Genomic DNA, 25,235 nt, shown 5'->3' with positions numbered 1-25,235 from the left:
TGACGACGGGAGGCGCGTTCCTGCGGGGCGCGCCTCTTTCCGTTTGGCCCCGGGAGGCCCGGACGGGTCCGCCCATCCGCCCAGCTTTCGCAGGCCCGGCTTCTCCTCTACCTGTGACCGGCCAGATCACTTCCGGAATCGATTCACGTCGTGTCACAGACTTCTTCCTCGTCCCGGGCCTCGGTCGCCGCCACCCTCATCGGTCTCACCGCCGTCCTGATGTGGGCGACGCTCGGCCTGTTCACGGCCGCGTCGGGCGCCGTGCCGCCGTTCCTGATGAACGCGCTCTGCTTTGCCTTCTCCGGCACGCTGGCGCTGATCGTCGTGCGGCTGCGCTCCGGCTCGTTCAAGGCGCTCCGCCAACCGCTGGCGCCGTGGCTCGTGGGCGTGCTCGGGCTGTTCGGCTTTCACTTCCTCTATTTCACCTCGCTCAGGAACGCGCCGCCGGTCGAGGCCAACCTGATCAACTATCTCTGGCCGCTCCTGATCGTGCTGTTCTCCGGGCTCCTGCCCGGTGAGCGGCTGCGCTGGTTCCATCTCGCCGGTGCCGGGCTCGGCCTGGTCGGCGCGGCGCTCCTGGTAACGCGCGGGCAGGGGCTCGATCTCGATCCGCGCTACGCCTTCGGCTACGGCGTTGCGATCCTCTCCGCACTCACCTGGTCGAGCTACTCGGTGATTTCGCGTCGGTTCGGCTCGGTCCCTACGGATGCCGTCGCCGGCTTCTGCCTCGCCACCGCGGTGCTGTCGGCATTGTGCCATCTGGCGCTGGAGGAAACCGTCTGGCCGGCCACGCCGGGGCAGTGGGCTGCGGTCCTGGCGCTCGGCGCGTTTCCCGTGGGCGCTGCCTTCTTCACCTGGGACTACGGCCTCAAGCGCGGCAACATCCAGGTGCTCGGGGCCGCCGCCTACCTGGCGCCGCTCCTCTCCACGCTGCTTCTGATTGCCTTCGGCTACGGCGCCTTCACCTGGCCCGTCGCTGCCGCCTGCATTCTCATCACGGTCGGTGCCGTCGTCGCGGCCCAGGAAATGATCTTCCGGCGCGGCAGGAAGGTTGCGGAACCCGCGCCCCGGACCCGTTAACCGGCGGTTTACCATGACGGACACGCTTCAGCGGGCAGCGCGGGATCGCCCCATCCCGGCCCGGATTCCCCGTCACGGCTGAGGCGATCACAGAGCGAAACGCGGGTGGACCATGCAACGGATCGCACGTTCGGCACTTCTGGCCCTGGCATTGGTGATTATGGCCGGGCTTGCGCCTGCCCCGGTAGTTGCGAAAACGCTCTGTACCCTCGTCGTCGAGGCCGCCAGCGGCCGGACCGTTCTGGAGGAGGGCGACTGCGCCGGCCGTGTCACCCCGGCATCCACCTTCAAGCTGCCGCTCGCCGTGATGGGCTTCGATGCCGGCTACTTGAAGGGGCCGCACGATCCGGTGCTGCCGTTCAGGGACGGCTATGTCGACTGGCTGGACGCCTGGAAGGAGCCGGCCGATCCGACACGCTGGCTCAAATACTCCGTCGTCTGGTATTCGCAGCAGATCACCCATCATCTCGGCACGGAGCGTCTCGCCCGCTACGCCCGGGCGTTCGGCTACGGCAACGCCGATTTCTCCGGTGATCCGGGCAAGGACAACGGCCTCGATCGATCCTGGATCGCCTCGTCGCTTCAGGTGTCTCCGCGCGAGCAGGTGCGGTTCCTCCGTGGCCTCGTCACCGGCACGCTGCCCGTCTCGCAGCGCGCCATGACCCTGACGCGGACCATCGTGGAGACGCGCGGCGGCGGTGATGGGTGGACCATCCACGGCAAGACCGGCGGCGCATTCCCGCGCCTCGCCGGCGGCGGCTTCGACCGGGCACGCGGCTGGGGCTGGTATGCGGGCTGGGCGGAGAAGAACGGCGAGATCTACGTCTTCGCGCGTCTGATCCGCGATGAGACCCGGCATTCGGTCTCGCCCGGCCTGCGCGCCCGCGACGCGTTCATCGCCGACTGGCCCGGCCTCGCCGCCGGGTTCTGAACCCGGTCCGCGGTATGGTGTCAGCGGGGCGTTTGGCGGCCTTCACTGGCGGCGACCACGCGGTCGCGCCCCTCCGTTTTCGCCGTGTAGAGCGCGGTGTCCGCCAGCGCGATCAGTCCGTCGGGACGGCTTGATCGATCCGGATAGATGGTGGCGGCGCCGACGCTGACGCTGATCCGCCCATCAGGGCCTTCCGGGAAGGGCAGGTGGAGTTTGGCGACCGCCCGGTGAACGCGTCGCGCCATCGTCAGCGCGCCCTTGCGGTCCGTGTCCCCCAGCACGATGGCGAACTCCTCGCCGCCATAGCGGGCCACGAGGTCGGTCGGCCGCCGGCCGAACCGGTTGAGGGCGCGGGCCAGCGCGCGCAGGGCGTCGTCGCCGGCCAGATGCCCGTACCGGTCATTGTAGGTCTTGAAGTGATCGACGTCGATCAGCAGCAGCGAAACCGGGTGGCCGATACGCTGCGCGCGGTTGAACTCGTTGGTGAGGAAGGCATCCAGGCCGCGGCGGTTGGTGAGGTTGGTCAGCCCGTCGACATCCGCCAGCTGACGGATGAAGTCTTCCCGCTGCTTCTGGTCGGAAATGTCCACATGGGTGGCGAGAAGCAGCGGCTCGCCGTCGATGGTGAGGCTTTGCAGGTGGACGTGAAACCAGCGCCCGCCGCGGATGCGGATCTGGTAGTTCATCGCCACCCGCTCGTCCGTCAGGCGGACGAAATCGACGATCCGGGAAAACTCCTGCTGGCCGGCGCGGCCGTGGGTCACGGAATAGAAGGCATCGAAATAGTTGGTCAGCACCGACGGCGTTGCGTCGGAGAAGACGCGGTGCTCGGTGAGCCTGTCCCAGGCCGCATTCGCCCACCGGATCTGTCCCGATGAATCGAAAATGACGAGCTCGAATGGCACGGCATCCGCGACGTGGCGGTCGATCGCGACGCCCTGGTCAACGGCAGTCTGGATCACCCGTCTGTCCCTTCGACTTGCGCGTGCGCGGCAGGACTGGCTCCGCGCGTTGAGGAGTGTCGGTCAGGCGGCGTCATCCGGCTTAACGGCAGGCGCGTATTCGCGTTGGTGGAGGCTGATGCATTGCAAACCGGCGCCGGGGCCGATTGTTCCCGTAGGCCCGTCGAAGCCAGGCGTTAGCCGGAATGCCGCTTCCTCGCCTCGGCGATGGCGAGATGATGCGTGTCCGCCCAGCGCACCAATCCGCCGATCGGCTCCAGCAACGAGCGGCCGAGCTCGGTCAGCGTGTATTCCACGCGCGGCGGCACCTCCGGATAGACCGTGCGCTCCACGAAACCGTCCTGCTCGAGCCGCCGCAGCGTGCGCGCCAGCATCTGCTTGGAGATGTCTCCGATTTCGCGCAGCAGCTCGTTGAACCGCTTGGTGCGCGGTGCCAGCGAGACGAGAACCAGCAGGCTCCACTGGTCGCCGATCCGGTCGAGCACGTCCCGGATGGGGCAGGGCTGGCTGAAATCGACATGAATCGCGCCGCTCATTGTCCAGCCTTTCTCAAAAGGTCACTGCGCGCTGACCTTGTCCCGATCGCGGGACGTCTTGCAGCCAATGCAGCACCGCTCCTAGGTAGGTCTATCTTTTAGACCAGGTATCAATCCTAGACCAGGAAACAGGACATGGCGACCATCGCGCTCATCGGAGCCTCCGGCAATGCCGGCTCGCGCATTCTCAGGGAACTCAGCGATCGCGGCCACGCGATCACGGCGATTGCCCGCAACCCCGACCGCATCGCCGCGCTTCCTGGCGTCATGGCAAAGGCCGGCGACGTTCACGACAAAGAAAGCCTTGCTACGCTGCTCGCCGGTCACGACGCCGTGGTGAGCTCGGTTCACTTCCTGGCGAGCGACGCACAGCTCCTGATCGACGCGGTCCGCGCGTCCGGGGTGAAGCGCTACCTGATCGTCGGCGGTGCCGGCAGCCTGGAGGTCGCGCCCGGCGCGCGGCTCATCGACCAGCCGGACTTTCCCGAAATCTATCGGGGTGAGGCTGCGGCGGGGATCGCCTTCCTCGACCGCCTGAAGGGGGCGGACGATCTGGAGTGGACCTTCCTGTCACCCTCCGCGATGTTCGTGCCAGGCGAGCGCACCGGCAGCTTCCGGCTCGGCAAGGACCGGCTTCTTGCGACGGAAGAGGGGTCGTCGATTTCCTTCGAGGATTATGCCGTCGCGCTGGTCGACGAGATCGAGCGCCCGGCGCATGTCCGCCAGCGCTTCACGGTGGGCTACTGAGCCGAGGTCCGGAACGCAAAGCTGCGCCCCGATCGGGGCGCAGCGAGGCATGGCTGCAATCGGCCAACGGGCGAATGGACCCGCCTAGCCGTTGGCGATGTACTGGCCGCCGTTCGCGGTCACCACCGAGCCGGTCATAAAGGCGGCGGCGTCGGAGGCGAGGAACGCGACGATGGAGGCGATCTCCTCGGCCTTGCCGAGCCGGCCCACCGGAATCTGGCCGATGATGCTTTCCAGCACCTTCTCCGGCACGGCGGCGACCATGTCGGTGTCGATGTAGCCCGGGCAGATGGCGTTTACGGTGATGCCCTTGCGGGCATTCTCCTGAGCGATCGCCTTGGTGAAACCGATCACGCCCGCCTTGGCGGCGGAGTAGTTCGCCTGGCCCATCTGGCCCTTCTGGCCGTTGATCGACGAGATGTTGATGATGCGGCCGAAACCCCGGTCGCGCATGCCGTTGATGACCGGGCGGGTCATGCAGAACATGGAGTTGAGGTTGGTGTCGATGACATCCTTCCACTGCTCCCAGCTCATCTTGTGGAGCGTGGCGTCGCGGGTGATGCCGGCGTTGTTCACGAGCACTTCCACCGGCCCGAGCGCCGCCTCGATCTCGGCAATGCCGGCAGCCGCGGCCTCGTGGTCGCCCACGTCGAACTTGAAGACCTCGATGCCGGTCTCCGCCTTGAAGGCTTCCGCCTTCTCCACGTTTCCGGCGAAGTTGGCCGCGACGGTGAAGCCCGCCTCCTTGAGCCCCTTTGAAATGGCGGCGCCGATGCCGCGGGTTCCTCCGGTGACGAGTGCGACCTTGCTCATGTTGCCTCCCTCTTTCGACAATGATGTCCGCCCCGGACGGGGCGTGACGGTGTCTCCGGCTGTGCGCCGCAGACGGCTGTGCAGTCAGGAAACGCAACGATCCGGTCGTGCCGCCTGGTTCTGGCGGCGGATGGCGCGGAGTGCGGAGCCGTGCGTGTCAGCCACGCCCGATCTAGCCCAACTCCGTGACAATCCAATGCCGAATTTCCGGGCGGAGCTGCCTTAACTTCATGATTCGGCGACAGTTTCAGGGCAGTGGTTCCGGGCGGCCGGCTCGTCGCGCCGCGCTCCCTCCCGATCCACGCGAGGCGTTTGCGGGCGTCACCCGCAGCCTCAAGCCCTCGCACCGTCGTCGCAGGCACCTCCATCCGGCGGCCCAGTGAACGGACCGGCGCGGCGTCTCCAGCTATTCCTCCCTGTGTCCGCGGCGGTTTTCCGCCGTCGGCATATTGCGAGCCGGTCGGAGGAGGTTCCGGCGGGTACATCCGCCAGCATTTCTCCGAACAACCTCTGCGAGACCGTAGCCGATCCAGCCGTGGCGTAAAGGAGTTAGATCAAAGCGTCGGCGGTGGTAGCGGATTTTCGGGTCAGCGGGTCCTGGCCCTGTGTGCCGGGCCGGAAATGGTCCCCTCCAGCGGAATGGCCGTCTCGTCCTTCGCGGTGCGGATCACCACGAGGGTGGAGAACCGGACCACATTCGTGCGTTCGCGAAACAGGCGTTCGCACAGCGCGTCGAACTCCTCCATGTCGGCAAGCCGCATCACCAGCACGACGTCTACGGAACCGGTCACGGCGAAGGCCTGGGTCACCGCCTCTTCCTGTGCGGCCAGGGTGAGGAAGCGGCGCATCTGCTGTTCGCCGTGTTCCTTCAGCTCCACCGTCACGATGGTTCGCAGCGAACGCCCGGCCCGCGAAGGGTTGAGGATCGCGACCACGCGGTTGATGATCCCGCTGGCGCGCAGTCGGCGGATCCGTCTCAGGCAGCTCGACGGTGAGAGCCCGACCTCGTCTGCAAGCGCGGCGTTGGTGCGCGAGGCGTCGCGCTGCAGCAGCGTCAGGAGCGTCCTGTCGATCCGGTCCATGGGGCTGCGCTCCTTGCCGCGATGCCGTATGGCAGGCGCCCCAACGGGACGGCTGCCCTGCAATATTATTGCACAAGGGCGCGCATTTTGACCAAAACTGCGAACCGGTTCGGGTTAGCCATGGGTGGTTGCCGCGAGGGAAAGACCCCATGACCCGCCTCGACTACGCCGTCCGCCGTACCGCCGAGATGCTTCGCATCTACTGGATGCTGGTGCGGATCATCGTTCCGATCTCCATCGCGACTCGCTTCCTGTCCGAGATTGGCGCGATCGACCTCGTGGCCCCAGTTCTCGCGCCCCTCATGAGCCTCTACGGCCTGCCACCGGAGTATGCGCTCGGCCTGCTCACAGGCGCGCTGGTCGGCATCTGGGGCGGCCTTGCCGTCGTCTTCACGCTCGTGCCGGTCGGGTCCATCACCACCGCCGACGTCACGATCTTTTCCACCATGCTCCTGTTCATTCATGCGCTTCCGGTGGAACAGCGGATCGTTGCGCGGGCAGGGCCGTCCTTTACCGTCACCACGTTGCTCAGAATCGCGGGCGGTCTTGCCTACGCCGCCGTTCTGCACGCCGTCTTCACAACCACGGGCTGGTTTGCCGACCCCATCGATCCGGCCTGGGTCCCGGTCGAGGACACGGCGGGCTGGACCAGTTTCCTGGTCGATCTCGGCTGGGGCATGCTCCTGATGCTCGCAATCCTGATCGGCCTCTCCTGGGGGGTGGAGATCCTGCGGCTGCTCGGGGCCATGGCCTGGGTCAATCGGGCGCTCGCACCGCTCTTCCGCCTGGCGGGCCTGGCTCCTGAGGCGACCCACTTCACCGCCGTCGGCCTGGTGCTCGGCCTCGCCTTTGGCGGCGGCCTGCTGATTGCCGAGGCGAGATCCGGGGGGATCGCGCCGCGGCAGGTGTTCCTCGCCTGCGTGTTCATGGGGTTCGCCCACGGCCTCGTGGAAGACACGCTCGTGGTCATGGCGGTTGGGGCGGACTTCACCAGCGTCCTGGTCGGCCGCCTGGCCTTCGCGATCGTCGCCACGGCTATCGTCGCCACGGTGCTTGCCGGCGTCTCCGACCGCGCCTTCAGCCGCTGGCTGTTTCGCGCAGACGACGGCCACGGATGGCCGGCCCGCGCCTGACGCGGGCTGGGATCGGCAGCCAAGAAAAAGGCCGCGTCGGGCAAACCGGCGCGGCCTGTGTCAGTCCGTCAGGCGAAGGCGTTTCAGTCGCGCTCGACGCACATGGCAACGCCCATGCCGCCGCCGATGCACAGCGTGGCGAGGCCCTTCTTGGCGCCACGGCGCTTCATCTCGTGCAGCAGCGTGACGAGCACGCGGTTGCCGGAGGCGCCGATCGGGTGACCGATGGCGATGGCGCCGCCGTTCACGTTCACGATCGAGGTGTCCCAGCCCATGTCCTTGTTGACGGCACAGGCCTGGGCGGCGAAGGCCTCGTTGGCTTCCACCAGGTCGAGATCCTCCGGCTTCCAGCCGGCCTTTTCCAGCGCCTTGCGCGAGGCCGGGATCGGCCCGGTGCCCATGATCGACGGGTCGACGCCGGCGGTGGCCCAGGAGACGATGCGGGCCAGCGGCTCGATGCCGCGCTCGGCGGCATTGGCGGCGGTCATCAGCACAACGGCGGAACCGCCATCGTTGATGCCGGACGCGTTGCCGGCGGTCACCGAGCCCTCCTTGGCGAAGGCCGGGCGGAGCTTGGCGACGCTGTCGAGGGAGGCGCCGTGGCGGATGTACTCGTCATCCTCGACGATCTTTTCGCCCTTGCGCTCCTTGACGGCGACCGGAACGATCTCGTCCTTGAACTTGCCGGCCTTCTGGGCGGCCTCGGCCTTGTTCTGCGAGGCGACGGCGAAGTCGTCCTGCATCTCGCGGGTGATCTGCCACTGGTTGGCGACGTTCTCGGCGGTTCCACCCATGTGGTAGCCGTTGAAGACGTCCCACAGGCCGTCCTTGATCATCGTGTCGATGAAGGAGACGTCGCCCATCTTGTGGCCGGCGCGCAGGTGCGCGGCGTGCGGCGACAGCGACATGTTCTCCTGGCCGCCAGCCACGATGATGTCGGCGTCGCCGGTGAGAATCTGCTGCATGCCGATGCAGACCGTGCGCAGGCCGGAGCCGCAAACCTGGTTCAGGGTCCAGGCGGTCTTTTCCTTCGGTACGCCGGCGGCCATGGCGGCCTGGCGGGCGGGGTTCATGCCCTGGGCCGCGGTCAGGACCTGACCCATGATCACCTCGTCGACCTCGTCGGCGGAGATGCCGGCGCGCTCGATGGCACCGGCAATCGCAACCTTGCCGAGTTCGGCGGCGGGCGTTGTGGCGAACGATCCATTGAAGGCGCCGACCGGCGTGCGGGCCGCGCTGGCGATGACGATCTGGTCCTGGCTCATCGGAGACCTCCGAGTGTTGGATGGGACGAACTGTCAGGCCGCAGGGGATGCGGCGCTTTCGTCCTCATATATGGGCAAGACGACGGTGTGCTAACCACGTGTGGTTCTTGCCGGCCGATAGAGACCTGCCGGCGGGATGCTGTCAACGCCCGTTGCCGTCGCTGCCGTCCGGGACGACACGCCCGAATATGCGGTGCGAAAAATGGATTGTGGCATCGCGGCAAACGAACCCCTATCGTAGCCGGCAGGCGCAATCCGCACTGTCGGACTGCGACGCGCGCATAGGGAGGGTCGACGCACTCATGGCGAAGACAGACGAGCCGACCGTCATCAAGAAGTACGCCAACAGGCGGCTCTACAACACCGGCACCAGTACCTACGTGACCCTCGAGGACCTCGCCGAAATGGTGAAGGCCGAGGAGGATTTCATCGTCTTCGATGCCAAGAGCGGCGACGACATCACCCGTTCGGTGCTGACGCAGATCATCTTCGAGCAGGAGAGCAAGGGGCAGAACCTGCTGCCGATCGCCTTCCTCAGGCAGCTCATCGGCTTCTACGGCGATTCCATGCAGAACGTCGTGCCGTCCTTCCTGGAATATTCCCTGCAATCGTTCGTTCGCGAACAGGAGAAGTTCCGCGATCAGATGGCGTCGAGTTTCGGCGTGAGCCCGTTCGACAGTCTCGACGAGCAGGTCCGGCGCAACACCCAGATGTTCGAACAGGCCATGCGCATGTTCATGCCGTTCGGCGCTGCCGGTGAGCAAGGGCAGCCGGAGGAGCAGGCGGCCCGCGCCGCACAGCCCGACGGCGAGGCCGCGAAGCAGGACCGCGCAGGCAATGCCGAACTCGATGCGATGAAGCGTCAGATGGCGGAAATGCAGAAAACGCTCAACGCGCTGGCCGGCTTCGGCATGGCGGCGGCCGGCGGCAAGCCCGAGACCGGTCGCTCCAAGGGCGGCGGCAAGGGCGGTTCCGGCGAAGGCGGCGGCTGAGCCCCCGTTCCAACCGACCGACTGGCGGCCCCGGGGTTCGGGGCTGCCGGATCGCGTATCTCAATCCAGACGATTCTCGTGAAGGCCGATCATGTCCGAACTGACCCTCGCTCACGCCCGTACCATCGTGGACACCGCGCTTGAAAAGGCCGCCGAGCTCGGGCTCCGGCCGCTGGGTGTGGTGGTGCTCGACGCCGGCGGCCATCCCGTCGCCCTGGTGCGCCAGGACAATTCCTCGATCCTCCGCACCAATGTTGCCGAGGGCAAGGCCTACGGGGCGCTGGCCATGGGCCACGGCAGCCGGTTCCTGAACGCCGCCGCGATGGAGCGGCCGCACTTCGTGCAGGCGTTGTCGGGCATCACCGATGGCAAGATGGTGCCGGTCCCCGGCGGCGTGCTGATCAAGTCCCAGGACGGCCGCACGGTCGGCGCCGTGGGCATCTCCGGCGACACCTCCGACAACGACGAGGCCTGTGCCGTCGCCGGCATCGAGGCGGCCGGGTTCACCGCGCAGGTCGACTGACGCCTGCGCAAGGCGCCGGGGGCGGGCTGCGCGGCCCGGGTATCCGGCTGCGCAGGCCGATTATCTCAAATGGATCAGTAGGATAGGGGGCGTGTGACGAGTGCGCGGGTCAGGCCGCGCGGGCGTTGCGCGATCCTGCGCAGTCTTGCGCGATTTCGCGCGATCCGGCGCGCGCGGACGCGCACCGGCCGGGCGTCCGGTCCGCCGTCGGAAACGGCGCCCGGATCGCCTCCTAGGCCGTCAGGATGGCGTAGATTTCGTCCTTAAGGACCAGCCGGCGCTTGCGCAGCTCTTCCATGTGCGCGTCGTCGGTGGGCTCCACGTCCGTCTCCGCCCGATGCACCGCCCGGTTCACCTCGTGATACTCGTCGGAGAGCCTCGCGAAATGGGCATTCTCGGCCTTGAGGCGATGCATGGCATCGACGTGCTCGGGAAATTCCTCGGCCAGCTCGTGCGGGGTGTTCGACATGGATCCGTCAGCTCCTCTTCCAGGGTCCTGACCTGATCTAGTGATCGGCCCCGTCGGCCGGCATGCCGCGCTTTGTCGCGCCCAGCGAGATGGCGCCACCGGCGGCGACATCGACGATGGCGATCACCGTCAGCAGGAAGAAGGTCGAGGTGGCGGCAGCGGAAACGGCCAGGAACTCCACCACGTAGACGATCATCACCACCGTGGAGACCAGAGTGTCGAGCACCGAGCGCTTGTGGTAGCGCACGCCCTTGAGGATCTCCGCGCCGAGCAGGCAGACGGCGACCACCTGGATCAGCCCGGCGAGCGTCGGTGTCCACGGCTGGCCAGAGGCGAGGGTGAGCGTGAACAGGCTGCTCTGCCAGATGGGCGAGGTGGCTTCGCCGCCCGCGAACACGAACGCGATCACGTTGTAGAGGATCAGCGGAACGATGGTCAGCGGGATAGCGGAGATCATCCGGGCCTCCTGGCGGCTGCCGTCACGCGGCAAGGCGCGTCAACGCGAAACGCCCCGGCATCGGCGATGCCAGGGAGCGCGGCGCCATGACGGCGCGGGATCGACGGGATGAGACCGGGCTCATCACCGGAAGGCGAACCGGCAAGGGAGACGCTCAGGCGTCGCCCTTCGGCTCCAGCACCTGGCGACCGCGATACTTGCCGGTCTTGAGGTCGATGTGGTGCGGACGGCGCAGCTCGCCGGACTCCTTGTCCTCGATATAGCTCGGCTGGGCCAGGGCGTCAGCCGAACGGCGGAAGCCGCGCTTCATGCGCGTGGTCTTGCGCTTCGGAACTGCCATTGTCGTCTCCTTCGTGGACAGTGCGGACCATGAAGCTCCGACACCCCAGACCGGGGCTGGGGTTTGGCAACCGTCCATGCACTTTGGATATTGAGCGCGTGTATATACAAACTGTGCCGCCAGTTGCAAAGACGTCACAAAGAAAATTCGCGTGTCCGTCCGCCGACACGGTTCCCACGCGGCCCGCAGGCGGCGGTCACGGCCGGGCGTGCGGGCCCAGACAGTAGAACACCCAATCGGAGCGGGCCACCTCGCGGCTGACACGGGTTGCCAGCCGGGTCTGGTTGGCTGTAGGGCGGGCCGGATCGCGGGCGGCAGGGTTGGGCAGGGTGGTGGCCATCAGCGCAGCAGCACGTGGTCCGATCGCCGATGCCGGCTGGTTGAAGGCGTGCTGCGCCCCCGCCTCGACGCCGAACACCCCCGGCGCGAACTCGGCGATGTTGAGATAGATCTCCAAAACACGGTCCTTTGAGAGAATCAGGTCGAGCCACAGGGCAATGGGCAACTCCAGCGCCTTTCGGACATAGGAGCGGCCCGGCCAGAGGAAGAGATTCTTCGCCGTTTGCATGGAGATGGTGCTGGCGCCGCGGGTCTCCTCGCCGTCGAGAAAGCCGCTCACGACGTCGGCGAACTGGGCGACGTCCACGCCCCAGTGCATGCAGAAGCGCGCGTCCTCGGAGACCATGACCGCGCGGATGAGCGGCGGTGAGATCTCGTCCAGCGGCACCCAGGCGCGGCTCACCGACTGGCCGGTCAGCCAGCGCCCCAGCATCAGCGTGGAGACCGGATTCACCACCGAATAGAGGACGGACAGGACGAAGGGCAGCGCTGCCACCACCAGGACGGCGAGGCCGATCCGGCGCAGCAGGCGGGTGCGGCGGCGGGAGGATGTCTTGGTGTCCGACACGGTGGCGATCCAGTCCTCGGTTGCGCCCGATGTGACCGGAAGCGGCCCTCCCGTCAACTCGCGCGGCTGGCGATGGTTCGCGCGCCGCCCTTGACGCACGCGCGCCCGGACCGCACAGGAAGCCCGTGTCCCGCGCTCCGGGCAATGCGGCGCGCCGGCTCCGGCGACGAGGCCAGAAGGAAAGTCCATGACCGCGTTCCAGACCCGCCTGGCCGATGCCGCCACGGTCACCGAACAGACCCTGGACGCGCTGCTGCCGACCGCTGAGGACGGGCCGGAGCGCATCGCCGAGGCCGTCCGCTATGCCGCACTCGGCGGCGGCAAGCGGTTCCGTCCGTTCCTGGCGATCGAATCGGCCGCGCTCCTGGGGGGAGATCCGGCGGCGGCGCGGGCTGCGGCGGCCGCGCTGGAATGCGTGCACTGCTACAGCCTCGTCCACGACGATCTGCCCGCCATGGACGACGACGACATGCGCCGGGGCCGGCCGACCGTCCACAAGGCCTTCGACGAGGCCACCGCGATCCTCGCCGGCGACGCGCTCCTGACGGTGGCCTTCGAGATCCTCGGCTCGCCGCGCACCCATGCCGACCCGGCGGTGCGCGCCGAACTGGTGCTGTGTCTTGCCCGCGCCGCCGGCAGCGCGGGGATGGTCGGCGGGCAGATGTTGGACCTGCAGGCGGAAACGGCCGCCGAGGCGCTTGGCGAGGCCGACGTGATGCGGCTGCAGGCCCTCAAGACGGGCGCACTGATCGCCGCGTCCTGCGAAATGGGGGCCATCGTCTCCGGCGCGGACGCGGCGGACAGGGGGCGGCTCAAGCGATACGGCGCTATCGTCGGCGCGGCCTTCCAACTCGCCGATGACCTTCTCGACGTCACTGGCAGCGAGGCGGAGGTCGGCAAGCGGATCGGCAAGGATGCGGCACGCGGCAAGGCCACGCTGGTGTCGATCCACGGCGAGGACTGGGCCCGCCGGAGGCTCGACGCGCTGGTGGTGGAGGCCGGCGAGACGCTTGCCCCCTACGGCGAGGCGGCGGCGGTGCTGGTGGATGCCGCGCGCTTCGTGGCGGTTCGGACGGCGTAGGGGGGCGCTGCGGTTTCTGTGCGCGGACCCGACTGAACCTCCGCTCCTTCCAGCGACGGCTGGAAGGTGGATACAGAGGGGAACGGGCCGAGAGGGAAAGTGAATGCGCGCTGCCGGTGGCAACGGGCCTCATTCCACCGCGGCATCCATTGCGGAGTCGGCAACTGGATTCCAGCCTTCGCTGGAAGGAGCGGAGAAGGGGGCTGGCGCTGTGACCCAAACGAGGCATCGCCGGACAGCACCCGCCAGCGGACGACGGTCCGCCGCCGAGCGAGCGCAGGAAAAGTGCTCTTGCGGTTTTCCGTCCGCGATCGCGACGCAACAAACTCAGGGCACCCACCCGGAGCCGGTGAGCGAAGCGAATTCGGCGTGAGGGGTTTCTTTGGTCGCAATCCCGGACGGCGAACCGGTACCCACTTCGCCCGGGATTGCTTGGTCAGCGCGCGACTGCGCGCCGCCCGGTCAGGGCGCCCACCCGGAGCCGGTGAGCGAAGCGAATTCGGCGTGAGGGGTTTCTTTGGTCGCAATCCCGGACGGCGAACCGGTTCCCACTTCGCCTGGGATTGCTCGTTACGAAATCTCGATGACGAAGCTCTTCCAGGGGGCGGGCTTGGCGACGCGCTCGTACAGGCCGATGGCGGCGGCGTTGGTTTCCGGAACGAGCCAGCGCAGGTGTGCCCATTCCCGCGTCTTGCCGATCTCCTCCAGCGCCTCGATCATCTTGCGGCCGACGCCGTGGTCGCGGGCATCCGGCGAGACGTAGAGATCGTCCAGCTGGCCGGCGCGGCGGCCGCTGATGGTCTCCGGCAGGTCGAAGAAGATGGCGAAGCCCACCAGCTTCCCGTCGAGGCTCGCGCCGAGAAGCTCCGCCGTCTGATCGGCGAGCAGCAGTTCGGCATAGTACTCGTCCGGCCGGCGCGGCGCGCCGCGTCGCATCTCCTGGGCATAGGCCGCGACCAGCGGCGCAAGCTGGTGAGCGGATTCCTGGCCGATAACGCCGATCTGAAGGTCCATGGGTTGCCTCTCGGATGGCCGCCGCGGGAAGGCGCGGTGGGGAATGCGAAACTCGAGCCCAGTCGGATTGCACAGAACGACCGGCGATGGCCAGTCCCAATCGCATGCCGGACAGGCAGGTTGCGGCGGCCGCCTGCCTGAACGCCGGATGAATGCCGGTCTCACATCGGGTTCAGCCGGCCATCGCTAGCGTTGTCTGCATCGGCGGCCACGGTGTGCTGCCGCGACAGGAGAAGAGACATGATCCGCAAGTCGATGATCGCCCTCGCCACGATCGCCTCGCTGGGCGCGGCTAGCCTCGCCCCGGCCGCAGCCGCCGGCTGGGGGCAGACGTCTGCCGGGGCCGCGTCCCAGGCCGGTGTCGTGCAGGTTCACGATGTGCGCGGCCATCGCTCGCATCACGACCGCGATCGATACGGCCGCAGCGGGCGGATGCTGCGCCACAACCACGCCACGGCACGCCAGCTGTGCACCGTCCAGAAGGTGCGCGTTGTGGAACACACGCGCCAGGGCAAGGTAATCCGCATGATCCCGAAGAAGAGCTGCCGCACCGTCGGTCCGCGCTGGCACTGACGCGCCTGTCCGGCCCGCCCCAGCCGACCAGAGAGAGCCGCTCCGAGCCAGTCCCGGGGCGGCCTTTTTGCGTGCGCGGCGCTCGCAGGGGGCGCGCCGATCGGTCTCGAAGCCCGGGCTCCCAGCCTGAACCTCGGATAAACGGCCGCCTCAGGTCGGGTTCAGCGGCAGGGGCCTAGCTTCCTCTCATCGACGGCAGACGCGCCGTCTCCACCAGAGGAGCAGAAGGATGATCCTTCGCAAGACCATGATCGTTTTCGCAACCGTTGCCTCGCTCGGCGCCACTTCGGCGATTCCCGCCGCTGCCGCCGGTCCGACTGCAGGCGCTGTCGCCGCCATCGCCCAGTCCAAGACCTCCAAGGCCGTCGAGATCTCCGACCGCGGCGGCCGCAACCACCGCTACGACCGGGGCCGGGATTACCGGCGCGACCATGGACGTCGCCACTGGCGCGGGCATGGCCGCGGTTACGGCCGGCCGGTCTGTCGCGTCCGCTCCACCAAGATCGTCCGCTGGACGCCGCGCGGCAAGATCGTCCGCATCGTCCCGCGCGAGACCTGCTTCTTCGGCGGTGGCCGCCGCTGGCGGTAAGGGGCTGACCGGGTGAGCCCAACTGCCGACCCCGGGGAGGGGCGACCCGCAGAAGAAAAGAGCCGCATCGCAATGATCGCGATGCGGCTCTCTTTTTTCCTCACGCGGAATTCGCGTCGCTCATCCGGAGCCGGTGCGCGAAGCGCTTTCGGCGTGAGGGATCTTTCTAGATCGCAATGCCGGACGGCGAACCGGTATCCACTTCGCCTGGGATTGCTCTGATCCCCGCAACGCCGGACGGAAAACCGCAAGAGCACTTTTCCTGGCGTTGCTCAGCCTTTGACGAATTCCCGGATGTCGACGAAGCGGCCGGCGATCGCGGCGGCGGCGGCCATGGCCGGCGACACGAGATGCGTGCGGCCCCGGAAGCCCTGGCGGCCTTCGAAGTTGCGGTTCGAGGTGGACGCGCAGCGCTCGCCCGGCTTCAGCCGGTCGGCGTTCATGGCCAGGCACATGGAGCAACCCGGCTCGCGCCACTCGAAGCCGGCGGCGAGAAAGATCTTGTGCAGACCCTCGGCTTCCGCCTGCTCCTTCACCAGACCGGAGCCCGGAACGATCAGCGCCTCGACGCTTTCGTGGACCCGGTGGCCCTCGACCACCTTGGCCACGGCCCGCAGGTCCTCGATGCGGCCGTTGGTGCACGAGCCGATGAAGGCCTTGTCGATCGCGATGTCCTTGATCTTCGTGCCCGGCGTCAGACCCATATATTCCAGCGCCCGTTCCATCGCCCGGCGCTTGCCCTCGTTGGGCGCGTCGGCCGGGTTCGGGATCTCGCCCTCGATGGAGGCGACGGCGTCCGGGGAGGTGCCCCAGGTGACGATGGGTGGCAGGTTGGCGACGTCGAGACGGATCTCGCTGTCGAAGTGCGCACCCTCGTCGCTGGGCAGCGATTCCCAGTAGGCGCGGGCGGCCTCGAAGGTCTCGTTCTTCGGCGCGCGGCGACGGTCCTTGATGTAGGCGTAGGTGACCTCGTCCGGCGCGATCATGCCGGCGCGGGCACCGCCCTCGATGGACATGTTGCAGACCGTCATGCGGCCTTCCATGGACAGCGCCCGGATGGCCTCGCCGGCATATTCGATCACGTGGCCGGTGCCGCCGGCGGTGCCGATGGTGCCGATGATCGACAGGATGATGTCCTTCGCCGTGACGCCCTCGGGAATGGTCCCGTCGACGGTCACGCGCATGTTCTTCGCCTTGCGCTGCAACAGCGTCTGCGTGGCGAGCACGTGCTCGACCTCGCTGGTGCCGATGCCGTGGGCGAGCGCGCCGAAGGCGCCATGCGTGGAGGTGTGGCTGTCGCCGCACACGATGGTCATGCCGGGCAGGGTGAAGCCCTGCTCGGGACCGACGATGTGCACGATGCCCTGACGCGGATCGAGCTCGTTGTAGTACTCGATGCCGAATTCCTTGGCGTTCTCGCCCAACTGCGCGACCTGGATCGCCGATTCCGGATCCTCGATCCCCTGGGACCGGTCGGTGGTCGGCACGTTGTGGTCGACCACGGCAAGGGTGCGCATCGGCGCGCGAACCTTGCGGCCGGTGAGGCGAAGGCCTTCGAATGCCTGCGGGCTGGTGACTTCGTGAACCAGGTGGCGGTCGATGTAGAGGAGGGTGGTGCCATCCTCCTGCCGATCGACCACGTGGTCGTCCCAGATCTTGTCGTAGAGTGTGCGGGGCTTCGTCATGGCACTTACTTCGGTCGGTTTACGCAGAAAGGCAAGTTCGGGCACCGGCGCGCGGCGAAAAAAGATCGCTGCGCAACGGGCCGGCGCGCATCACTCGACCGTGGCCGAGGGGTGCGTGAGCAGGGCATAGAGCGCGGCGGACTCGCGCGAGGCGCGCAGCTTGGCGGCGGTCTCGCCGTCGCGCAAGACGCGCGCGATCCGGGCCAGCGCCTTGAGATGGTCGGCGCCCGCGCCCTCCGGCGCAAGCAGCAGGAAGACGAGATCGACCGGCTGGTCGTCGAGGCTGTCGAAGTCCACCGGCCGGTCGAGCCGGGCGAACACGCCGACGATGCCGCCGAGCTGGACGAGCTTGCCGTGCGGAATGGCGATGCCATCGCCGATGCCGGTGGAGCCGAGCCGCTCGCGGTGCAGGAGCGTGTCGAAAATCTCGCGTTCCGGCAGGCCGGTGAGGGAGGCGGCCTTGGCCGCCATCTCCTGAAGGACCTGCTTCTTGCTCTGGGCCTTCAACGCGGGCACGACGCCCTCAAGGCTCAAGAGGTCGTTGAGTTCCATGACGAATTCCCGTTCGGGTCCGCAGCGGAAGCGCTCAGACGTGCGACGTGCTGCGGCTCTTGCGGCCGGGGCTCGATATGCGGATCAGCTGCTCTTGGAGCCGTCTGCGAAGGCCGGGTCGATCCAGCCGACATTCCCGTCGGTGCGGCGGTAGACCACGTTGATGGCGCCGTTGGCGGCGCTGCGGAAGACAACGACCGGGGCCTCTGTCAGGTCGAGATCGAGAACCGCCATGCCCACCGTCATCGTGCGGATGTGCGTCGCGGTTTCGGCGACGACCACCGGCGAATAGTCGACCGGGACTTCCTCATCCTCGTCCGGCGTGGCCAGCACGAAGGCGGAGGCCTCGAACGCCTCTTCGGCGCCGGGCTGCGGCTGGTGCGACTTGAGCCGGCGCTTGTAGCGGCGCAGGCGCTTCTCGACCCGCTCGGCAGCCTGGTCGAAGCTCGCCGTGGCGTCGGTGGCCTGGGCGGAGGTCTTCAGCACGACGCCGGTGTCGAGGTGGACCGAGCAGTCCGTCTTGAAGCCGTGGCCCTCGGGCTCGACAACGACCTGGCCGCTGTATCCGCCGTCGAAATATTTCCGCACCGCTTCGTCGACACGCTCTTGGATGCGTTCGCGGAGCGCGGTGCCGATATCCATGTTCTTGCCGGAAATCTTCAACATCTGGGTATCGGTCGCAGGATCGAGAACTGTCTCGGTAAGCCCCTTTTTTCTTCGTCCATCCGGAGCGGCAAGGGGGTGACCGCAATCCGGAGCCTGGCGCGCCTGTCGGCACCGCCGGAAACCGCGCGGTTCTACGAGTGCGCCGGGACAGTGTCAACGCCGCACGCCGCAGCCGCAAGGGTCAACGAGCCGTACGCAGTGCGTGCTGCTTCTCCCGCCGCCGCTGCACGGAGGAGGGGATGTGCATGGCTTCCCGGTACTTGGCGACGGTGCGCCGGGCGATGTCGACGCCGTCCTCGCGGAGCTGCTTCACGATCGCGTCGTCGGACAGGACGCTCTCCGCGCCCTCGCCGTCGATCATCCGCCGGATGCGGTGGCGCACGGCGGCTGCGGAGTGCGCCTCGGCGCCGTAAGAGGCTGGAATCGAAGCGGAAAAGAAGGTCTTGAGCTCGAACAGGCCGCGCGCGCAGGCGAGATACTTGTTGGAGGTGACGCGGCTGACGGTCGATTCGTGGATGCCGATCTCGTCGGCCACCATCTTCAGGGTCAACGGCTTCAGGTGGGACACGCCGTGCTCCAGGAAGCCGGCCTGCTGCTCGACGATGACGGCGGCCACCTTGAGGATCGTGGAGGCGCGCTGGTCGAGGCTCTTCACCAGCCAGTTGGCCGCCTGCAGGCGTTCCGACAGATAGGTGCGGTCGTCGGGCTTGCGGGCGGCGCGCACGGCGGTCTGGTAGATGCCGCGATTGACCAGCACGCGGGGCAGGGTGTCGGCGTTGAGCTCGACCCGGAAGCCGCCCTCCGGATCCGGGGTGACGAGGACGTCCGGCACCACGGCGCGCACCGGCTCGGTGTCGAAGCGGTGGCCGGGGCGCGGGTCGAGGGCCTTGAGGCCGCCGAGCATCTCCGCCAGCCGGGCCCCGCTGACGCCGCAGGCGCGCTCCAGGCCGATGAAGTCGCGCCGGGCGACGCGCTCGAGATTGTCCAGAAGGCGCGTCATCGGCGGGTCGAGGCGACCGGCCTCGGCAAGCTGCAGCGACAGGCATTCGGTCAGGTCGCGGGCGAAGACGCCGACCGGGTCGAGCCGCTGGCAGCGGGCGATGACGGCGTCCAGCAGGGCCGGGGCGATGCCGAGGCGGCGGCAGAGGTCGTCGCCCTCGTCGCGCAGGTAGCCGGCGGCGTCGAGGCAGTCGACCAGATAGAGGGCGACGGTGCGCTCCACGCCCGGCTCGAAGCCGAGGGAGATCTGCTCGATGAGATGGTCGCGCAGGGTGGCGGACTGGCCGTCGGCCGTCTCGACGGGCTCGTCGGGACGGCTGCCGCCGGCGCCCACGGTGCGCCAGGGATCGCCGGCAAGCGCCTCCGGGGCGACGTCGGCCACGGCGGGTGCATCGGGATCCAGCGCGCTGACGGGCACGTCCATGTCGCCGCCCGAGGCATCCTCGAAGCGGTCGGCAGGGGCGATCTCGTCGGAGGCGTCGGAGGCATCGGCCGCGCCGGGATCGGAGGCGTCGACGGACGCCCGCTCGGCCGCGCCGCCACCATCGTCCGCATCGGCGTGATCGGTGTCGGAATCGGCGCGCTCGAGGAGCGGATTTTCCTCCAGTTCCCTGTCGATGACCGCGGAGAGTTCGAGATTTGTCAGCTGCAGCAGCTTGATGGCCTGCATCAGCTGCGGGGTCATGATCAGGGTCTGCGTTGGCCGCAGATCAAGGCGTGGCGCGAGACTGATCGGCACAGGCGACCGCCATTTTCGATGGTTGGTCCAATTCTTGCGTAGCCGCTTCCCTATGGGTAGCGCCTCGCCTGCCCCGAATCAAAGGGTAAATTGCTCGCCAAGGTAAAGGCGGCGCACGTCGGGGTGCGCCACGACCTCGGCCGGGCTGCCCTGGGTCAGCATCTCGCCGGAGGCGATGATGTAGGCGCGGTCGATCAGGCCGAGCGTCTCGCGGACGTTGTGATCGGTGATCAGCACGCCGATGCCGCGCTGGGTCAGGTGGCGCACGAGGTCCTGGATGTCGCCCACGGCGATCGGGTCGATGCCGGCGAACGGCTCGTCGAGCAGCATGAAGGACGGACGGCTGGCCAGCGCCCGGGCGATCTCGCAACGCCGCCGCTCGCCGCCCGACAGCGCGGTGGCGGGGGAATCGCGCAGGTGGGTGATGCCGAACTCGGTGAGCAGGCTCTCCAGCTCCGCCTTGCGCTTCTTGCGGTTCGGCTCGACCACCTCCAGCACCGACATGATGTTGTTGGCCACCGTCAGGCCCCGGAAGATCGAGGCTTCCTGCGGCAGGTAGCCGATGCCGAGCCGGGCGCGCCGGTACATGGGCAGGCCGGTGATGTCGAAACCGTCGAGGGTGATCTTGCCGGCATCCGGCCGGATTAGGCCGGTAATCATGTAGAAGACGGTGGTCTTGCCGGCGCCGTTCGGGCCGAGCAGGCCGACGGCCTCGCCGCGCTTGACGTTGATGGAGATGGAGTGGGCGACGGTGCGCCGGCGGTAGGCCTTGGCGATGCCGTGCACCGCGAGAAGCCCGTCGCCGCCCAGCGGCTCGCCCGCCTCGCCGCCTTCGCCGCGACGCACCCGGCGCGGCTTGCGCATGGGGGGCGGCGCGCCGTTGCCGGCTGGCGCGGGGCGGGGCTTTCGAGCGGGCCTCGGGGCGCCCTCGGCCTCCGAAGCGGCCGCCGGCCGAGGGCCAGCGGGACGCAGGCGGGGGCGCCTGGGCTCGGCAGCAGGCTCGGCTGCGGGATCGGCGGATGGACGGGCCTCGCCCTCCGGCCTGGAATCCGCGGTGATCGGCCGTGCCGGCCTGCGGCGGCGAGGCGGCGGCTCCTGGCGATTCACGAGGCGGGCTCCAACTCTGGTCTCATTCCAATTCCTGTTAGATCATCCCGCGCCGCAATGAAAAGACCCATAGGGTGAATCCCGGCCGGGACCTAACGCTTTGCGGCAGCGGACCCGACGCCGCCGGGCGACGGGTCCGCGCCCAGGCCGCCGAATATGGGCCGTCGGAGCGGCTCCCGCCAGCCCGCAGCCGCGGATGCGGTGTCCGGTCGGGATGCGGCACGGCGAAGGCGGTGCGTCGATTTTCGACTTGATCGCCGCGCGCGCGCCCGGCAGATGGAGGCATGGCCGAACCCAAACCCATCAATCCGATGCTCAAGCTCGCGCTCGAGCTCGGCCCCCTCGTCGTCTTCTTCGTGGTCAACGCGCGTGTCGACCTGCTAACGGCGACCGGCGCGTTCATGGCGGCAACGGTGGTGGCGCTGGCCGTCTCCTACCTGCTGCAGAAGCGGCTGCCGCTGATGCCGGTGGTGACCGGCGTGGTGGTGCTGATCTTCGGCGGGCTGACGCTGGTGCTGCAGGACGAGCTGTTCATCAAGCTCAAGCCGACCATCGTGAACCTGCTGTTCGCCGGTGTGCTGTTCGCCGGGCTGATCATCTGGAAGCGGCCGCTGCTGGGCCTCGTGCTCGGCTCCGTCATCGCCATCGATGACGCCGGCTGGCGCGCGCTGACCCTGCGCTGGGCCTTCTTCTTCGTCTTCCTGGCGGTGCTGAACGAGGTGGTCTGGCGCAACTTTTCCAGCGACACCTGGGTGACGTTCAAGGTGTTCGGGGTGATGCCGATCACCATCGTCTTCGCGCTGGCCCAGATCCCGCTGATCGAGCGTCACAAGCTCGAAGGCGTCAAGACGGACGGGACGTAGGTCCTGCGTTGGCGGGCGCCATCGGCTCCGGCCGACAAGTAGGCTCGCCTGCCGGCATCAGTTCAGCAGATGAGCCGCGATGGCGTCTGCCATGACGGGTATGCGCGACGCAGGGAGTTCGTGTCCCACACCCGGCATCACGATCAGCCCCGACCCGTCGATGGCCGAGGCGATGGCCCTGCCGTTTTCGACCGGGATGATCGGATCTTCCTCGCCGTGAAGGACAAGAACAGGCACCGACAGGTCCCGGAAACGGCCGGTCCAGTCCGCGCGCAGCTCGAGGGACGCGTGGTTGAACATGCTTGCCGGGCTGTCCGTGCGCGCGAGGACCTGCGTGATCCGGGCCCGCAATTGCTGTTCGTCGAAGCCCTGACCGGAGCCGGCGCAGAGCCTTTCACTGCCCAGCAGGAATTCCGCCACCGCGGCATCGTCCGACCAATCGAGCGTGCTCAGACCAGAGAAGTGCGCGAGGAAATCCTCTGATATCCGCGGCAGTGGCGATCCGTCCCAACCGAGGGGTTCGGAGGCGACGAGCGTGAGGGTCCGGACGCGGTCCGAATGGTCCAAAGCCACCATCTGCGCGACAAGGCCGCCTAGCGACATTCCGAGAAGATGGGCCGTCTTGACCTGGTAGGCGTCCAGGATGCCGATGACATCGGCGGCCAGGTCTTCAACCGCATAGGTCGACTGGCCGGGCGGCACGGTCGTGGATTGCCCGGTGTCGCGGTGATCGAAGCGGATGACGAACAACCCGCGGTCCGCCAGGGCCGAGCAGAACGCGTCCGGCCAGCCCAGCATCGAGGCGGTCGCGCCCATGATCAGGAGCAGGGCCGGATCGCTCGCCGCTCCGAACGTCTGCGACGCAATACGAATGTTTCGTGTTTCGACGATCATCACGTCGCTCTCAGGTGTGCGGCGGGGCAGCATGCTCGGATGCGGGACTCTGAGCGCACATGCCTCCCGTGTTGCGGCTCGGTCAACAACACTCCCAAAGAGAAGGCCCGGCAGCGTGCCGCCCGGCCTCCTTTGCGTTTCGCGGGTGCAGAGGGCGGTCAGCCCTCGGCGCGGTTCATCCGGTGCTCGACCAGGTCGTCGACCACGGACGGGTCGGCCAGCGTCGAGGTGTCGCCGAGATTGTCGAAGGAGTCCTCAGCGATCTTGCGCAGGATGCGACGCATGATCTTGCCCGAGCGGGTCTTCGGCAGGCCCGGCGCGAACTGGATCAGGTCCGGCGAGGCGATCGGGCCGATCTCCCGGCGCACCCATTGGACGAGCTCCTTGCGCAGCTCCTCGGTGGGCTCCTCGCCCCCCATCAGGGTGACGTAGGCATAGATGCCCTGGCCCTTGAGGTCGTGCGGGTAGCCGACCACGGCCGCCTCGGCGACCTTCTCGTGGGCGACCAGCGCCGATTCGATCTCGGCGGTGCCCATGCGGTGGCCGGAGACGTTGATGACGTCGTCGACGCGGCCGGTGATCCAGTAGTAGCCGTCCTCGTCGCGGCGGCAGCCGTCACCGGAGAAGTAGTTGCCCGGATAGGCGGAGAAGTAGGTCTGCACGAACCGGTCGTGGTCGCCGTAGACCGTGCGCATCTGGCCGGGCCAAGAGTCGGTGATGATCAGGTTGCCCTCGGTGGCGCCCTCAAGGATGGTGCCGTTGGCGTCGACCACTTCCGGCTTGATGCCGAAGAAGGGCAGGGTGGCCGAGCCGGGCTTGAGGTCGATGGCGCCGGGCAGCGGCGTGATCAGGATGCCGCCGGTCTCCGTCTGCCACCAGGTGTCGACGATCGGGCAGCGGCCGTCGCCGACCACGTTGTAGTACCAGAGCCAGGCGGCAGCGTTGATCGGCTCGCCGACCGAGCCGAGGATCCTCAGCGAGGCGCGCGAGGTCTTCGTCACGAACTCGTCGCCGGCGCCCATCAGGGCCCGGATCGCGGTGGGCGCGGTGTAGTAGATGGCGACGTCGTGCTTGTCGATCACCTGCCAGTGGCGCGAGGCGTCGGGGTAGGTGGGCACGCCCTCGAACATCAGCGTCGTGGCGCCGTTCGCGAGCGGGCCGTAGACGATGTAGGAGTGGCCGGTCACCCAGCCCACGTCGGCGGTGCACCAGTAGACCTCGTCCGGCTTGTAGTCGAACACGTACTGGTGGGTCATCGAGGCGTAGAGCAGGTAGCCGCCGGAGGTGTGCAGCACGCCCTTCGGCTGGCCCGTCGAGCCGGACGTGTAGAGGATGAACAGCGGATCCTCGGCGCCCATCTCCACCGGCGGGCAGTTGGACGACACGTCGCCGGACACGTCATGGTACCAGACGTCGCGGCCTTCCTGCATGGAGACGTCGCCGCCGGTGCGCTTCACCACCAGCACGGTCTCGATGGTCGGGCACTTCTCGCAGGCCGCGTCGGCATTGGCCTTCAGCGGGATCTTGCGACCGCCGCGCAGGCCCTCGTCGGCGGTGATGAGAACGGTGGAGCCGCAGTCCTGGATGCGGCCGGCCAGCGAATCCGGCGAGAAGCCGGCGAACACCACCGAGTGGATGGCGCCGATGCGGGCGCAAGCGAGCATCGCGTAGGCCGCCTCGAGAATCATCGGCAGGTAGATGGTGACCCGGTCGCCCTTGTTGACGCCGTGCGCCTTGAGGACATTGGCGAAGCGGCTGACGTGTTCCTTCAGCTCGCCGTACGTGACGGTCCGGGATTCGCTCGGATCATCGCCCTCCCAGACGATGGCGGGCTTGTCCGGCGTCTTCTCCGCGTGACGGTCGACGCAGTTGTGGGACACGTTGAGGGTGCCGTCCTCGAACCACTTGATCGACACGTTGTGCGGATCATAGGAGGTGTTCTTCACCTTGGTGAACGGCCGGATCCAGTCGATCCGCTTGGCCTGCTCGCCCCAGAAGGCGGCGGGATCGGCGATCGACCGCTCATACATCTCCTTGTAGCCGGCGGCGTCGACATAGGCGTCCTTCGCCACCGATTCCTGAACGGGGATGATGGTCTCCGACATGCGTGTCCTCCCTCTCGGCGGGCCAGGTTCGGCCCGGCATCGACTTGCGGCGCATTATGCGAACGGACCCCGGTCGCGTCTACACGGCACGGTTGCCCGCGCCACAGGGTCGCGTCATGGCGCGCGTGACT

At 67.9% G+C, this 25,235-nt stretch carries 27 protein-coding genes; 10 read left to right on the top strand and 17 right to left on the bottom strand.

Annotated features, from left to right (window positions below; translation table 11 throughout):
- Positions 1 to 219: 219 nt before the first annotated feature.
- Positions 220 to 1,080, top strand: a complete 861-nt coding sequence (gene yddG / locus C507_RS0112930) for an aromatic amino acid exporter YddG (protein ID WP_051089776.1) — start codon at positions 220 to 222, stop codon at positions 1,078 to 1,080.
- Between the two features lie 112 nt (positions 1,081 to 1,192).
- Complete coding sequence (gene blaOXA, locus C507_RS0112925; RefSeq protein ID WP_018700130.1) at positions 1,193 to 2,011, top strand: class D beta-lactamase; 819 nt, start codon at positions 1,193 to 1,195, stop codon at positions 2,009 to 2,011.
- 20 nt (positions 2,012 to 2,031) lie between these two features.
- Here the strand turns inward: blaOXA and C507_RS22440 are convergent, their stop codons facing one another.
- Together C507_RS22440 and C507_RS0112915 are read right to left on the bottom strand one after the other, a co-directional pair.
- The gene (locus C507_RS22440) at positions 2,032 to 2,973 is read right to left on the bottom strand and encodes a sensor domain-containing diguanylate cyclase (protein WP_018700129.1); all 942 of its coding nucleotides are present in this window, start codon (positions 2,971 to 2,973) and stop codon (positions 2,032 to 2,034) included.
- Positions 2,974 to 3,149: 176 nt separating this feature from the next.
- Positions 3,150 to 3,509, bottom strand: coding sequence for a winged helix-turn-helix transcriptional regulator (locus C507_RS0112915; RefSeq protein WP_018700128.1), 360 nt, complete (start codon positions 3,507 to 3,509; stop codon positions 3,150 to 3,152).
- A 135-nt stretch (positions 3,510 to 3,644) separates the two neighbouring features.
- Here C507_RS0112915 and C507_RS0112910 point away from each other — a divergent pair, with 135 nt between their 5' ends.
- Entirely contained in the window at positions 3,645 to 4,256 is a 612-nt protein-coding gene (locus C507_RS0112910; RefSeq protein ID WP_018700127.1) for an NAD(P)-dependent oxidoreductase, read from the top strand.
- Positions 4,257 to 4,340: 84 nt separating this feature from the next.
- Here C507_RS0112910 and phbB read toward each other — a convergent pair whose 3' ends face one another.
- Both phbB and C507_RS21265 read right to left on the bottom strand, forming a co-directional pair.
- Positions 4,341 to 5,069 (bottom strand): acetoacetyl-CoA reductase, encoded by a 729-nt coding sequence (phbB, locus tag C507_RS0112905; RefSeq protein ID WP_018700126.1) that lies wholly within the window; start codon positions 5,067 to 5,069, stop codon positions 4,341 to 4,343.
- Positions 5,070 to 5,656: 587 nt separating this feature from the next.
- Positions 5,657 to 6,151 (bottom strand): Lrp/AsnC family transcriptional regulator, encoded by a 495-nt coding sequence (locus C507_RS21265; RefSeq protein ID WP_018700125.1) that lies wholly within the window; start codon positions 6,149 to 6,151, stop codon positions 5,657 to 5,659.
- A 149-nt stretch (positions 6,152 to 6,300) separates the two neighbouring features.
- Between C507_RS21265 and C507_RS0112895 the strand changes: the two genes are divergently transcribed.
- Entirely contained in the window at positions 6,301 to 7,284 is a 984-nt protein-coding gene (locus C507_RS0112895; protein ID WP_018700124.1) for a nucleoside recognition domain-containing protein, read from the top strand.
- An 83-nt stretch (positions 7,285 to 7,367) separates the two neighbouring features.
- Here C507_RS0112895 and C507_RS0112890 read toward each other — a convergent pair whose 3' ends face one another.
- Positions 7,368 to 8,549, bottom strand: a complete 1,182-nt coding sequence (locus tag C507_RS0112890; RefSeq protein ID WP_018700123.1) for an acetyl-CoA C-acetyltransferase — start codon at positions 8,547 to 8,549, stop codon at positions 7,368 to 7,370.
- Positions 8,550 to 8,851: 302 nt separating this feature from the next.
- On the opposite strand from C507_RS0112890, the gene phaR reads away from it, so the two are divergent.
- Both phaR and C507_RS0112880 read left to right on the top strand, forming a co-directional pair.
- Positions 8,852 to 9,541, top strand: coding sequence for a polyhydroxyalkanoate synthesis repressor PhaR (gene phaR / locus C507_RS0112885; RefSeq protein ID WP_018700122.1), 690 nt, complete (start codon positions 8,852 to 8,854; stop codon positions 9,539 to 9,541).
- A gap of 91 nt (positions 9,542 to 9,632) precedes the next feature.
- Positions 9,633 to 10,064, top strand: a complete 432-nt coding sequence (locus C507_RS0112880) for a GlcG/HbpS family heme-binding protein (protein ID WP_018700121.1) — start codon at positions 9,633 to 9,635, stop codon at positions 10,062 to 10,064.
- 232 nt (positions 10,065 to 10,296) lie between these two features.
- On the opposite strand, the gene C507_RS0112875 is transcribed toward C507_RS0112880, so the two are convergent.
- The 4 genes from C507_RS0112875 to C507_RS0112860 all read right to left on the bottom strand — a co-directional run bounded on the left by C507_RS0112875 (position 10,297) and on the right by C507_RS0112860 (position 12,237).
- Positions 10,297 to 10,533 (bottom strand): HP1242/YdcH family protein, encoded by a 237-nt coding sequence (locus tag C507_RS0112875; protein WP_018700120.1) that lies wholly within the window; start codon positions 10,531 to 10,533, stop codon positions 10,297 to 10,299.
- A gap of 37 nt (positions 10,534 to 10,570) precedes the next feature.
- Positions 10,571 to 10,990: a hypothetical protein gene (locus tag C507_RS0112870; protein WP_018700119.1), complete on the bottom strand. Its 420-nt coding sequence runs from the start codon at positions 10,988 to 10,990 to the stop codon at positions 10,571 to 10,573.
- Positions 10,991 to 11,144: 154 nt separating this feature from the next.
- Entirely contained in the window at positions 11,145 to 11,330 is a 186-nt protein-coding gene (gene rpmF, locus C507_RS0112865; protein WP_018700118.1) for a 50S ribosomal protein L32, read from the bottom strand.
- A gap of 196 nt (positions 11,331 to 11,526) precedes the next feature.
- Positions 11,527 to 12,237 (bottom strand): transglycosylase domain-containing protein, encoded by a 711-nt coding sequence (locus tag C507_RS0112860; protein ID WP_051089775.1) that lies wholly within the window; start codon positions 12,235 to 12,237, stop codon positions 11,527 to 11,529.
- Positions 12,238 to 12,424: 187 nt separating this feature from the next.
- Between C507_RS0112860 and C507_RS0112855 the strand changes: the two genes are divergently transcribed.
- The gene (locus C507_RS0112855) at positions 12,425 to 13,318 is read left to right on the top strand and encodes a polyprenyl synthetase family protein (protein WP_018700116.1); all 894 of its coding nucleotides are present in this window, start codon (positions 12,425 to 12,427) and stop codon (positions 13,316 to 13,318) included.
- Between the two features lie 570 nt (positions 13,319 to 13,888).
- Here the strand turns inward: C507_RS0112855 and C507_RS0112850 are convergent.
- Positions 13,889 to 14,332 (bottom strand): GNAT family N-acetyltransferase, encoded by a 444-nt coding sequence (locus C507_RS0112850; protein ID WP_018700115.1) that lies wholly within the window; start codon positions 14,330 to 14,332, stop codon positions 13,889 to 13,891.
- A 240-nt stretch (positions 14,333 to 14,572) separates the two neighbouring features.
- Here C507_RS0112850 and C507_RS0112845 point away from each other — a divergent pair, with 240 nt between their 5' ends.
- Together C507_RS0112845 and C507_RS0112840 are read left to right on the top strand one after the other, a co-directional pair.
- Positions 14,573 to 14,905 carry a hypothetical protein gene (locus C507_RS0112845; RefSeq protein WP_018700114.1) on the top strand — a complete coding sequence of 111 codons (333 nt, stop codon included), beginning with the start codon at positions 14,573 to 14,575 and terminating at the stop codon, positions 14,903 to 14,905.
- Positions 14,906 to 15,134: 229 nt separating this feature from the next.
- Positions 15,135 to 15,494 carry a hypothetical protein gene (locus C507_RS0112840; protein ID WP_018700113.1) on the top strand — a complete coding sequence of 120 codons (360 nt, stop codon included), beginning with the start codon at positions 15,135 to 15,137 and terminating at the stop codon, positions 15,492 to 15,494.
- Positions 15,495 to 15,766: 272 nt separating this feature from the next.
- Here the strand turns inward: C507_RS0112840 and leuC are convergent, their stop codons facing one another.
- The 5 genes from leuC to lptB all read right to left on the bottom strand — a co-directional run bounded on the left by leuC (position 15,767) and on the right by lptB (position 21,194).
- Positions 15,767 to 17,179 carry a 3-isopropylmalate dehydratase large subunit gene (leuC, locus tag C507_RS0112835; RefSeq protein ID WP_018700112.1) on the bottom strand — a complete coding sequence of 471 codons (1,413 nt, stop codon included), beginning with the start codon at positions 17,177 to 17,179 and terminating at the stop codon, positions 15,767 to 15,769.
- Positions 17,180 to 17,269: 90 nt separating this feature from the next.
- Positions 17,270 to 17,731: a PTS IIA-like nitrogen regulatory protein PtsN gene (gene ptsN / locus C507_RS0112830; protein WP_018700111.1), complete on the bottom strand. Its 462-nt coding sequence runs from the start codon at positions 17,729 to 17,731 to the stop codon at positions 17,270 to 17,272.
- An 84-nt stretch (positions 17,732 to 17,815) separates the two neighbouring features.
- Positions 17,816 to 18,397 (bottom strand): ribosome hibernation-promoting factor, HPF/YfiA family, encoded by a 582-nt coding sequence (hpf, locus tag C507_RS0112825; RefSeq protein WP_018700110.1) that lies wholly within the window; start codon positions 18,395 to 18,397, stop codon positions 17,816 to 17,818.
- A gap of 181 nt (positions 18,398 to 18,578) precedes the next feature.
- Entirely contained in the window at positions 18,579 to 20,135 is a 1,557-nt protein-coding gene (gene rpoN / locus C507_RS0112820; RefSeq protein ID WP_018700109.1) for an RNA polymerase factor sigma-54, read from the bottom strand.
- Positions 20,136 to 20,213: 78 nt separating this feature from the next.
- Positions 20,214 to 21,194 (bottom strand): LPS export ABC transporter ATP-binding protein, encoded by a 981-nt coding sequence (lptB, locus tag C507_RS0112815; protein ID WP_083923524.1) that lies wholly within the window; start codon positions 21,192 to 21,194, stop codon positions 20,214 to 20,216.
- A 332-nt stretch (positions 21,195 to 21,526) separates the two neighbouring features.
- On the opposite strand from lptB, the gene C507_RS0112810 reads away from it, so the two are divergent.
- Entirely contained in the window at positions 21,527 to 22,105 is a 579-nt protein-coding gene (locus C507_RS0112810; RefSeq protein WP_018700107.1) for a septation protein A, read from the top strand.
- A 57-nt stretch (positions 22,106 to 22,162) separates the two neighbouring features.
- Here C507_RS0112810 and C507_RS0112805 read toward each other — a convergent pair whose 3' ends face one another.
- Both C507_RS0112805 and acs read right to left on the bottom strand, forming a co-directional pair.
- Positions 22,163 to 22,999, bottom strand: coding sequence for an alpha/beta fold hydrolase (locus C507_RS0112805; protein WP_018700106.1), 837 nt, complete (start codon positions 22,997 to 22,999; stop codon positions 22,163 to 22,165).
- A 158-nt stretch (positions 23,000 to 23,157) separates the two neighbouring features.
- Positions 23,158 to 25,104 carry an acetate--CoA ligase gene (gene acs, locus C507_RS0112800; protein ID WP_018700105.1) on the bottom strand — a complete coding sequence of 649 codons (1,947 nt, stop codon included), beginning with the start codon at positions 25,102 to 25,104 and terminating at the stop codon, positions 23,158 to 23,160.
- Positions 25,105 to 25,235 lie beyond the last annotated feature (131 nt).

It is taken from the genome of Amorphus coralli DSM 19760, assembly GCF_000374525.1.
In the GTDB taxonomy this organism is placed as follows: Bacteria; Pseudomonadota; Alphaproteobacteria; order Rhizobiales; family Amorphaceae; genus Amorphus; species Amorphus coralli.
Note: the sequence above shows the minus strand (reverse complement) of the source record. Positions and strands in the feature narration are given on the sequence as shown.